The sequence below is a fragment of the Altererythrobacter chaiwopuensis genome (assembly GCF_054957735.1).
Window position 1 is genome coordinate 685,985 of record NZ_JBTXJF010000001.1, and the last position, 11,407, is coordinate 697,391.

At 63.5% G+C, this 11,407-nt stretch carries 7 protein-coding genes; 3 read left to right on the forward strand and 4 right to left on the reverse strand.

Features of this window, described 5'->3' with window-relative positions; all coding sequences use genetic code 11:
- Positions 1–160: 160 nt before the first annotated feature.
- Both ACX3VQ_RS03445 and ACX3VQ_RS03450 read left to right on the forward strand, forming a co-directional pair.
- Positions 161–1,009, forward strand: a complete 849-nt coding sequence (locus ACX3VQ_RS03445) for a hypothetical protein (RefSeq protein WP_462579552.1) — start codon at positions 161–163, stop codon at positions 1,007–1,009.
- A gap of 209 nt (positions 1,010–1,218) precedes the next feature.
- Positions 1,219–1,815: a lysozyme gene (locus ACX3VQ_RS03450; protein WP_462579553.1), complete on the forward strand. Its 597-nt coding sequence runs from the start codon at positions 1,219–1,221 to the stop codon at positions 1,813–1,815.
- Positions 1,816–1,824: 9 nt separating this feature from the next.
- Here ACX3VQ_RS03450 and ACX3VQ_RS03455 read toward each other — a convergent pair whose 3' ends face one another.
- From ACX3VQ_RS03455 to ACX3VQ_RS03470, 4 genes are all read right to left on the reverse strand, one after another.
- The gene (locus ACX3VQ_RS03455) at positions 1,825–6,015 is read right to left on the reverse strand and encodes a translocation/assembly module TamB domain-containing protein (RefSeq protein WP_462579554.1); all 4,191 of its coding nucleotides are present in this window, start codon (positions 6,013–6,015) and stop codon (positions 1,825–1,827) included.
- Positions 6,015–8,126, reverse strand: coding sequence for an autotransporter assembly complex protein TamA (locus ACX3VQ_RS03460; RefSeq protein WP_462579555.1), 2,112 nt, complete (start codon positions 8,124–8,126; stop codon positions 6,015–6,017). Before ACX3VQ_RS03460 ends, ACX3VQ_RS03455 begins: the two co-directional genes overlap by 1 nt.
- Positions 8,127–8,151: 25 nt before the next feature.
- On the reverse strand, positions 8,152–8,985 hold the full coding sequence (locus tag ACX3VQ_RS03465; protein WP_462571518.1) for an arginyltransferase: 834 nt from the start codon (positions 8,983–8,985) through the stop codon (positions 8,152–8,154).
- Between the two features lie 163 nt (positions 8,986–9,148).
- On the reverse strand, positions 9,149–10,402 hold the full coding sequence (locus ACX3VQ_RS03470; RefSeq protein WP_462571517.1) for a threonine ammonia-lyase: 1,254 nt from the start codon (positions 10,400–10,402) through the stop codon (positions 9,149–9,151).
- 107 nt (positions 10,403–10,509) lie between these two features.
- Here ACX3VQ_RS03470 and ACX3VQ_RS03475 point away from each other — a divergent pair, with 107 nt between their 5' ends.
- Positions 10,510–11,406 (forward strand): NAD(P)-dependent oxidoreductase, encoded by an 897-nt coding sequence (locus ACX3VQ_RS03475; RefSeq protein ID WP_462579556.1) that lies wholly within the window; start codon positions 10,510–10,512, stop codon positions 11,404–11,406.
- The last annotated feature ends 1 nt before the right edge of the window (position 11,407 follow it).

Genomic DNA, 11,407 nt, shown 5'->3' on the forward strand with positions numbered 1-11,407 from the left:
CACGCACGGAGTATGCCTTGATCCTGGCCCCGAATCGGAGTCTACCCTCGTCTCGCGACATGCCCAGCCTGCTCTTGGAACACAATCAAGCCGAACGGACCAAATCTTGCTGCTTTCGAGTCTCCTGCGAATAACGCCGATCAAGCTTCTTGCCGCGCTCATGCTGGCCGGCTGCACCTATGAGCCGCCGGTTTATAAGGGGGAGCTGAAGTCTGCAGCACTGCTCGGCGATGGGCGGGTGGCGATCAGCTATTCGCAAAGCGTCACGCGCCGTCCTACTGGCCTTGCCGAATGGCCGGATGGCGGAATCAGTCTGGTTCAGCACGATCAGGTTCTGGTGGCATTGGTCGATCCGAATGGCCGCACACGCGAAATCGCGCGCTATGATAACAAGGAGCTTCCCGGACAGGGCTCCATTCAAGTGCGCTGGTTCAAAGCCGACCCTGGCCATCTTTATGTCGAGCGAAGCGGACAGTTGACCACTAGCTGGCCGACAGTCTGGCTTAGCGATACTTATCGTATTGACCTGAACGGACGTGAGATTGCCCGCTTCGATCTGCGCCGCGAACTCAGCGACAACGGACGCGAATTCGGGGCAAAGGGGTTCGGTACTCATGTAGTCGACGCTAACGGGACGATGCTGGTCGGTGCCACCCGGGGCGACATTCGCGAGATTTGGCGGAGAGATCCGGGCGGGAACTGGACCCTGCTCGACCGGTTCGACGAGTATGCCTGGATCATCGGCAGCGATCTGGCATACCAGAAGGGCGATGACGGGCTGGCCCGCAATTGGCGAACCGGAGATGTGCGCACGGTATGGCGCTTCAACAGGTCGACAGGGCGATCAGAGGTTCTATTGCCGGACGATCCGACAACGCCACGCAATTCGCCTTATCAACCGACGATAAGGGCAGCGGCCAGCGGCGCCGCCAAAACCATCGGGATCTATCGCGACAACACCCGGATTGCCGTAATCGAACCTGATTTCGAGGTGCTCGATCGCCGATAAGCCCTGTGAATGGCGCCGCTTCCATCGCGAACCCCGGTCAGCGTCCGCAAGGTGGCTGCTCTGGGGTGAGGACCCTGGGGCTTTGCACTGCCGCAAGCGCTTCCGCGCAGCACATGTGTTTGGGCGGACCCGTGAAAAACCATTTTCCTACTCGCCCGCTTCCTGCCTAATTCTCGCGCCTCCAAATCAACGTCAGAGGCATCTACGGCATGGCACGCAAGGCAATCTTCGACACTTTTCGCGGCATTCTGGGGCGCGGCTTTCGCCAGTCCGAAGTTGACGCTCTCGATAATGCGCTCGACGGAGCGGAGAATCTTTCCCCAGACAGCGTTGCAAGCGGTGTGCGCCTTCGCGTTTCTTCGACCGGGATCGAGCTGATCAAGCGCTTCGAAGGCTGCGCCTCGCTGCGGGGTGACGGACTTTACGAAGCCTATCCCGATCCCGCCACCGGCGGCGCGCCGTGGACCATCGGCTGGGGCGCGACCGGCCCCGACATCGGCCCCGGCACGGTATGGACGCAGGAACAATGCGATGCGCGGCTGGAACAGGATCTGGCACGCCACGCAGCCGAGGTTGCCAGCGCGCTGGGCAATGCGCCCACCACGCAGGCGCAGTTCGATGCGCTGGTGAGTTTCCATTACAACACGGGCGCGATTTCACGCGCGACGCTGACCTCGAAACATCGCACCGGCGATACCGCTGGTGCTGCGGCTCAGTTCGCACGCTGGAACCGCGCCGGAGGCCGGGTGCTCAAGGGGTTGGTGCGGCGGCGGCAGGCCGAAGCACATGTCTATGCCAATGGCTGAAACTGCCGGTCAATAATCACGGCTGATTTCCAGCACCACGCTTTCACGGCCCAAGGTTGAAACAGAGGCCAGCAATGACAGCCATGAAGTAATGCGGAACTCAACCTCGGTCGCACTATAAGCCTGCCCGTCGGTGATCAGCTCGATATAGAAACGCCGCCCGATATTCTTGCCCAGCGCCACGCCGGTTTCACGCCCCAGCGCGGGATCGGCCCCTACGATACGCAACCGATCAAGCCCGATTGCGCTGCGCAGCTGGTTGATCGGATCCATCCCGCCGCCGCCGCGCAGGCTGGCCAGCGCCGCGCCCAATTGCAGTGCGTCGGTTGGCGAAAGCTCAGTAACCGGCCCGCCGAACAGCAGCCGGGCAAGGATTTCCTCTTCGGGCAGTGGCGGCTCCGACGTGAAGGATATCTCGGGCGTCAACGCATTGCCCCGAACGCTCACCGTCACTTCCAGCCCGTCGCGCCGGGTTTCGGCCTCGATGTCGAGCCGCGGATCGATTGGCACGTTCTCGTCGAAGGTGATGCGGCCGCGGGTAAGCTCGAAGCGCGTGCCGGCAAAGCTGTAGCTGCCCCGGATCACCTGTGCCGCGCCGCCGATGCGCGGGTCGGCGGTGGTACCGCGCAGGATGATGTTTCCGCGCCATTCGCTGTCGAGCCCCATACCGTCGACATTAATCCGGTTGCGCGCGCGCGCGTCAATCAGATAGCGCCAGGGCGCGCCGGGGCGCGCGGCGGGTGCCCGGTCAGCCGGCAGATTGACCTCGCGGGTGGAAATTTCAGGCAGAGAAACTTCCTCTCCTGCAGTGCCGAGCCGCCAGCTCGCGCTGTCAACTTCGAGCCGCCCGGCGATCGTTCCGCCAACCCCGGACGAAATGATCCGCAGCGGCCCCGTTACTGTCGCGCTTAACCCCCGCGCATCAACCAGCCGCGCCTTCGTGGCTGCCACGCGCAGGTCCATGCGCGGGCCGCGCCCCGGCCCCATCTCCGCCAGGTCGATCGTACCGCTGCCCGTGATCGAGCCGCCGCCCGCCACGCTGCCGGAGAAGCGGCGCAGGTTGAGCCGCGAGCCAACGAAATCGCCCGTCACGCTGGCCCCGCTGATATCGGTGCCCGAAATCACACTGCGCAGGCGCAGATCGCTACCCGACAGGTTTCCGCGCACCACGGGATCGGCCAGCGTGCCGCTGGCCTTCGCGCTGATCGCGACCGGGCCAGCGATGTCGAATTCATCGATCACGGCCAGCCGCCACAATGCCTCCGCGCTCCCATCATAGCGCAGATCGGCTTGCAGCCTGCCGCTCTGAAGCCGCTCATAGATCGCCCCCCGCGCTGGCAGGCCGGTGATGCGTGCATCCATCCAGCCGAGCCGTTCCCCGCCTGCCTCGATCAATGCACGCGCGCCGAAATCATCCTGCCCCAGCGATGCCACCAGTGCCAGGTCGATCGGGCGCGAGGCCAGTAACAGGCCCGAACGGGTCAGCCCTTCAACCTTGATCCTGGCTTCGCCGGTGGGCGCAGCACCGCGTGTACCGCGATAGGTCACTATCCCCGACGCGGTTCCGCCCAGGCCAAGATCGCGCATGGTCAGGTCAGCCAGGCTCAGCGGCGCCTGCACCAGCTTGAGATCGAACAAGGTGCGCCCACCGCCAAACTCGCCGGAGATGGCGGCGCTCCCCTTGCCCAGATTGATGCGGGTCGGGGCGAGCCGCCAACCTGCCTCGCCGCTGCGGGTCAGCACCGCGCGCTGGGGCATGGTAATTGGCGTACCGGCGTAATTGCCGCGCACGATCGCCGCAATCCGGCCTGGCGCGAAATTGCTGTCAAGCTGAAGGTTGAAGCGCCCGCCCTGGCGCCCGACCACCGAAGCGGTGAGCTTGCCCGCTCCGTTCTCGATATTGGCCCGCGCGGCCACGCGGCCCAGGAACAGGGTGCCATAGCGGATCCCGCGACCGCTCAGATCACCCTGGATCCGGCTCGCACCTTCACCAAAAGTGCCCGTGGCCGAGATACGGGCCTGCCCCAGCTCGATCATAGTCGCGCCGCCGAACACGGCATCTTTGGCTTCGAGCGATGCGGTAAAGCCTTGCCCGCCTTGCGCCGGTGCAAGATCGACCGAACCGTTCAGCCCCCCGCCGGCCAGCGTGAGCCGCCCTCTCGCGCCGCCTTCTTCAAATGCCAACCGCCCTTCGATCGCAGTCTGCCAGATACGCAGGCGTTCCACCTCCAGCGTGGCAGGCGCGTTTTCTGGCAATTCCAAGCCCAACACGCCCACGAAATCACCCAGCAGCGAAGTTCCGGTGGTTTCGATACGGAAGCCCATATCGACTGGAGCAATCGCCAGCCGTACATCTTCGAGGCCTGCGGCGGGAAGCGGCGAGGCGAGCACCAGCGTGGCCCTGGGCGAGCCGTCCTCGATCGCCGCGTCGACGGTGAACGGGCCGTAGGTGACGTGGCTGCCTGCTCCCTCAAAGGCGAAGCGCCCATCGTTCCAGCTGCCGCCTCCCGTGAACTTGAGCTGCGGAGAATTCACCTCCAGCGCGCTGAACGTGACCGGTCCGCCCGCTGCTGTGGTCAGGCTGCTGCGGATCGCCAGCTCATTTCCTGCCACGCGGCGCACGGTGGGATTGGCAAGATCGCCCAGGGTTCCCTTGATATCCATGCGCAGTGTCCATGGGCGGCCAGCGTTGAGCCCGAAATCTATCCGCGCATCGGCTGAAGCGGTGCCAATGCCTTCGATCGGTGCGGAGCGCAGGCTGGCCGGCCCCGTCAGGCGCAGACTGCCCGCTGCCAGATTCGCATCGAATGCGAGGCGGCCCGAAAGGCGCGGGAAGGCCACTTGCAGCGGAGCGGCGCGGATTACCCCCTGGCGATAAGTCAACTCGCCGCCAATACGGCCCGACACCAGCTCGGCATCGGCAATCTCGCTGCCGCTTTCGATCTGCCCGATCCTGAGCGCGAGTGGAACGATGAGCGCACCCTCCTCGATCCGGCCTGTGCCTTCCTGCCGCAAGCCCAGCGCCGTGATCTCGCCTAGAGCGAATTCGGACGCGGTGATGTCATGCGCGATGGTGGCGCTGCGGAACGGCCCCTCCAGAGTGGCGCGCAGGCTGGCGCTGCGCAGCGCGATGCCCTCGCCGAAAACACCGGCATCATGCAGCACTGCCTCAAGCGCAACACCGTCAAAGCGATTGTCCGCCAGGTCCACCGCGCCTTCGCCGCGCAAGGTCAGCGCATCGCTGCGCAGTACTGTGCGCCCGTCGAATGTGCTTTCCTTTAAAGTCCCGTCGATCATCACGCCGGTGCGCGCGCCGACCAGTCGGCGGACGAGGCCGTCGCTCGCCGACGCAGCATAGACCTCACCCACCATGCCGTATCGGCCCGCGCGATTGGTCAGCCGGAAGGCGGCGAAACGCTCGTCGCCGCGCTTGACCAGCGCGTGCCCCAGCCAGGTACGCCAGGTCCCGTCACCCAGCACGCGCGCACTATAACCGGTCTTGGCCCCGGTCAGCCCGGCAACCACCCCGCCTGCGGGTGCGCTATAGTCGAGATCGAGATCGAAGCGGTCTCCGTCAGGTTCGGCATGCAGCGACAGGGCGATCCGGTCCGCCTTGCCCAGGTTGCCCTCAAGCTCAAGCGCGACCAGTCCATCGCGTATATCAGCGCTGGCCTGCAAATCGACCCGCTCGGCCTGATCCGTCGCCACGCCCGGGGCGATGGTCAGATTGTCGATCTCGAACCGGTCGATGCGGATATCGAAATCGGGCAGGATGGGCGCGTCGGGATCGCCCGGCAGCAGTTCAGGCAGGCGTTCCAGCCGCCCGCGCCGCGCAACAAGATGGCGGACGTCGAGCCCACTCGTAATCCAGCTGAGCGGCCGCCAATCAAGTTCGACCACCGGAATGACCAGGAAGCGCCCCTTGGGATCGGACAAGATCACATCGTGCAGCACCGCCTCACGGTAAATATCGCCCTGGATCCGCCCCACTTCGACGCGCAGGCCGGAAGCTGGCGCATAGGAGGCAATCTGGTCTGCAATGAAGCGCTTGCCGAAGGGGGAATTGAGCACCATGAACGCCAGCACCAGCGGCGCAAGGATCGCCGCAAGGGCCCAACCTATGCGTTTGGCCCAGCGCCGCCGCCGCGACACCTCAGGCGCATCGGCTTCCGCCGATTCCTCGATTTCGCCCTCCGCCATCAGAAGGCCTGCCCAAGCGAGACATAGACCGCCACCGGGCTATCGAACATCGGATCGCGGTTGAGCGGCACGCCCACGTCGACACGGATCGGCCCGAAGCCGGTTTTGTAGCGGATCCCCACACCGGCACCGTATTTGACAAAGCGGAAATCCGGCACAGTATCGATCGAGACCGTACCCATGTCGAAGAAGGGCACAATTTGCACCGCGCCATCGAACAGGCCGGTATCGATCCGCGCCTCGGCACTGAATTCGACCAGCGAACGCCCGCCGGTCGGCTCGCCAAAATCGTTGCGTGGGCCAACCGCCTGATAGCCAAAGCCGCGCACCGAAGAACCGCCGCCGGCATAGATCCGGCGCGACGGTGCGACTTCGAATAATTGCGCGCCCTGGATCGTGGCAAAGCGGCCGCGCGCGGCCAATGTCACGCCATCGCTGGCGGGCAGGTAATAGCTCGCATCGAGCTGGGCCCGGCCATAGATGGTGTCGTCGCCCAATGTGCGCGAGATTTCCGGTGCCACTTGCAGGCTGACGCGGTAACCGCGTGTGGGATCGAGCAAGGAGTCGCTCTCGTCAATCGTGCCGCGCCCGAACAGCGAGCCGACAAGATACTCCTCACGCGGCCGGGGAACCCCGTCAATCACACGGTTGCGCTCGTCAGTTAGCAACACCTCCGCGCCCATCTGCCAACTGAACGATTTCTGGAACAACAGGTTCGAATGCCGCCCGAACGCGGCGCGCAGCCCAACCGTCCTGGCTTCGACCGCTTGGGTCCGGATATCGCTGGCATAGGCATCGAGCGTCAGTATCTGATCCCGGCCTAGGAAATTGTTGCGTTTGAAGCCGATCCCCGCCAGCTTTTCGCGCGTGCCCAGGATACCGCGTATCTTGAGAGCGCCTTCAGGCGGGAAAAAGTTGCGATGTTCCCAGCTGGCTTCGATCTTCGCCCCATCTTCCGAACCATATCCGATCGCCCCTGCGATCGTGCGCAGCCGCCCCTTGGTGAGCGCGACATCCATCGCCAGCTCGCCTGGTTCACCGGCCTGCGGTTCTGCCTCTACGCGCGGAGTGATGTTGACTGAAGATACCAGGCCAGTGGCAAGGATGGCGCGGCGCAGATCCTGCTCAAGGCTGCGTTGATAGATCTCGCCCGGCTTGAAACGGGCGATCCGGGCAAGATGTTTGGCGGGCAGAAATTCCGGCAGATTGCTGGTCACATCGCCGAACACATATTTTCCGTCCGGCGTGACCTCCAGCGTGAGATCGCCTTCGCTGCGCGCGTGATCGATCAGCAATTCAGGCGGTGCAATTTCGGCAAAGGGATAACCGGTTTCGCCAAGCGCCACGGCGAGCGCATCGCGCCGTTCGACGATCCGGTCCGCCAACAGCGGATCGCCGCTCGCAATCGCGAAGGTTTCGCGCAAGGCAGGGTAATCTGGCGCAAGATCGAGCCGGCCAAGTTCGATCGCGCCAAAGCGATAGCGTTCGCCCGGGAAAATGGCGAAACGCACCGCCCGCACGTTAGCGGCATCATTCTCCGCCACATCCGCTTCATCCAGGCTGCGCGACACACGCGCATCGTAATATCCGTAAACCCTTAGTTGCTGTTCCAGCAATTCGCGATCGGCCCTGATCCGCGATGCGCGCAGGGCAACATTGTCTTGCCCATTTCCGATCCCTTCGGCTTCACGCAATTGCCTGAACCGATCAACAAAGGCGTCGCGATCAGGAAACAACTCGCGATCCGCCGGGAAAGCCAGCTCCAGCCCGCGATCGATCCTGACCGTCTCAAGCGCCGGCACCGGTGGTAAATCCAGTTCGGCCACACTGGCAAAGGGTTCGTCATCTGCCGCTTCGGGCTCGCCATTATTCGCTGGCGCGGGCGCAAGATCGAGCTCGTCCGATCCCGGATCGGGGATGTCGAGAGTTTCGAACGGGGCTTCGCTCTGTTCGACTGGTGGCTGACCGGCGGTTGCCTGATCGGTCCCTTCGCTAGCCCAATCCCCCGGCTGTTCGATCGCGCGATCAGGGATCAGCTCTTCCAGCCTGGTTGGCGCAGCCGTATCCTGTGCTGCAAGCGGCGATGCAATTAGAAGCGCACCAAGGATCAAGGCTGCGGGGCGAGGTGCTATAAAGTCAGCCCGTGGAAATACGTGGTTGCCGGCCATCCTTCCCACTCGAAACCGGAACCGGATTGCGGCGCTTGGTGGCATCTGCGATCAACATTTCCTGTTCCTCGCGGCTGAAACGCACCCAGCCATCACGGGTCAGCTTCTCAAGCGGGCGATAGCGCACCTTATATTGCATACGGGGCGAACCTTCCACCCAATAACCAAGGTAGACATAGGGCAGCCCTTCGGCTGCTGCGCGTCGGATATGATCGAGGATGATGTAATTGCCCAGCCCGGTGCGCATCGGGTGCTGCGCATCATAGAAGCTGTAGATCATCGATAGCCCGTCGTTCTGGCGATCCGTCAGGCATGCGCCGATCAACCGGCCAGGCTGGCCATTGGGTAGTGGTTCTCGATATTCGATCATGGTGCTGGAGACTGGCGTGTGCTCGACCATATCGGCAAAATCCATCTCGTCCATCGACGTCATGCCGCCATCGGGGTGGCGATCACCGAGATAATGCCGCAACAGCTCAAACTGCTCTTCTGTGGCCCAGGGGCGGCACTCGGTCGCGATCAGATCACCATTGCGGCGCAGCGCCCGGCGTTGCGATGCGGATTCGTCGAAATCGAGCGCGGACACGCGCACGGACACACAAGCCTGGCAATCGAGGCAGCTGGGACGATAGGCCACCGTCTGGCTGCGGCGGAAGCCGATCCGCCCTAGCGCTTCGTTGAGCTGTTCTGCGTGCGGACCCTTGAGCTCGGTGAATACCTTGCGCTCGCTGCGCCCCGGCAAATAGGGGCACGGTGCCGGGCTCGTCACAAAAAAGCGGGGAAAGCGTATGGGCGCCGTCACGGGTCTACTCGGGTCCTCGTCCAACCAACGGAATCGCATCTGGTGCGCGTTAAGGCCCTGTTATGCCTGTTCAGGCGCCCCGGTAAAAGGGCTTTAACCATGAGGTATGGTTAATATCGGCAATCCGATGGTTGAACCCGCGATGAAACGGTCTTTTCGCGGGTCAGTTGAGCTCGACCGGGCTCACCGTATAGCCCTTGTCGCGCAATGACTTAACCAAGGCATCCAGCTGTTCGCGGTCGCGCGCCTCGCATTCGATATCGGTGATCAACCCCTTCGCCGGCAAAGAGGTGAAAATGCGTTGGTGGTAGATTTCGATGATATTGACGTTGTGTTCGTTGAATTCGCGCATCACTTTGAACAGCGCGCCCGGACGGTCCTGCAAGGTGATGCGTAACCGCGCCAGCCGCCCTTGACGGGCAAGATCGCGCAGCAGCACATTGGCAAGCAGGCGGGGATCGATATTGCCGCCGCACAGCACCAGGCCCACCTTCTTGCCGGCAAATCGTTCGCGATTGGCCAGCACCGCCGCCAGGCCGGCCGCACCAGCCCCTTCAACCACAGTCTTTTCGATCTGCAGCAATAGCGAAACCGCTTCCTCCAGCGCGCGCTCGTCAACCAGCACGATGTCGTCAACCAGGCTGGCGATAATCCGCGAAGTAAATTCGCCCGGCGCCTTGACCGCAATGCCCTCCGCCAGCGTGTCGCCGCCGCAATCCATCACCTCGCCCTTGATCCGGGCATACATCGAGGGAAACAGTTCAGCCTGGACCCCGATCAGCTCGATCGCGGGATTGATCGCATCGGCAACGGTTGCAATTCCCGACATCAGCCCGCCACCGCCGATCGGCACCACCATGCAATCCAGATCGGGCACTTCCTCAAGCATTTCGAGCCCGACCGTGCCCTGCCCTGCCGCTACCAGCGGATCGTCGAAGGGATGGATGAAGGTCAGCCCAAGCTGCTTTTCCATGCTGCGGGCCTGGGCATAGGCATCGTCAAAAGTCTCACCCTCCAGCACCACCCGGCCGCCCACGCTTTCGGTCTGCATCACCTTAACGGTGGGTGTGGTGCGCGGCATCACGATGGTGACGGGAACACCCAGCCGCGTGCCATGATAGCTCAGCCCCTGGCTGTGATTGCCCGCCGAGGCGGCGATCACGCCGCGCTGGCGCTGCTCCTCGCTCAGGTGCAGCAGCGCGTTGAGCGCGCCGCGCTCCTTATAGGCGGCGGTGAACTGGAGGTTTTCGAATTTGAGCCAGATTTCGCAACCTGCGATCTTCGACAGCGTGATCGAATGCATCATCGGCGTGCGCACAACGGCGCCTTCGATCCGCGCGGCAGCGGCGCGGACATCTTCGATCGTCAGCGCGGCGCGCGCTGCATCTACACTGGCAAAGGCCGGTTGGCTGGTCATGGCGCGGCGGCTTAAGGGCTATAACGGCTGGCCGCAACGCTATTTGGGCTTTTGCGAGCGATAAAAGCGGTTGCAGTCACACAATTTGGCATTACCCCGCCTCCCTTATGAGCCAGAAACAGAAAGTCGCTTTCATCGGGCTGGGCGTGATGGGCGGGCCAATGGCGCGCCATCTTGCCGCCGCCGGATATGATGTCACCGGATACAATCGCACCCCCACGCGGGCAGAAGCGTGGCGGCTAGCGTGCGCCGACCATGGCCTTGAGGTATTGACTGCCCCCACCCCGGCCGAAGCCGCCGCCGGAGCAGACATGGTATTCACCTGTGTCGGCAATGACGAAGACCTGACAGAAGTCGTGCTCGGCGCGGACGGCGTGCTTGGCGCGATGCAGCAAGGAGCACTGCTGGTCGATCACACCACCGTATCGGCCGATATGGCGCGGCGGATTGACGTGACAACGCGCGAGCTGGGGCTTGAAGCAGTGGATGCGCCCGTTTCCGGCGGGCAGGCGGGCGCCGAAAACGGCAAGCTCGCAATCATGTGCGGCGGCAGCGCGGGGGCCGTGGCGCGCGCCACGCCGGTAATGGACAGCTATGCTGCCCGCATCGTCCATGTCGGCACGGCTGGCGCCGGACAAACGGCCAAAATGGCCAACCAGATGTGCATTGCCGGCGTGCTTGGCGGACTATCCGAAGCGATCAGGCTGGCCAGCGCGGCCGGGCTCGACATGGACAGGACCTTTGAAGCGATCTCGGGCGGGGCGGCGCAAAGCTGGCAGATGGAAAACCGCTGGCACACCATGGTGAAGGACGAATTCGACTTCGGCTTCGCGATTGACTGGATGCGCAAGGACATGGGCTATGCGCTTGATGAGGCGCGCCGGCTGGGCCTGTCCTCGCCGATCTCCGCGCTGGTCGACCAGTTCTATGCCGAAGTACAGGCCGCAGGAGGCGGCAGGCGCGACACCAGCGCGCTGATCACGCGGCTACCCAAGGGAAATTGAC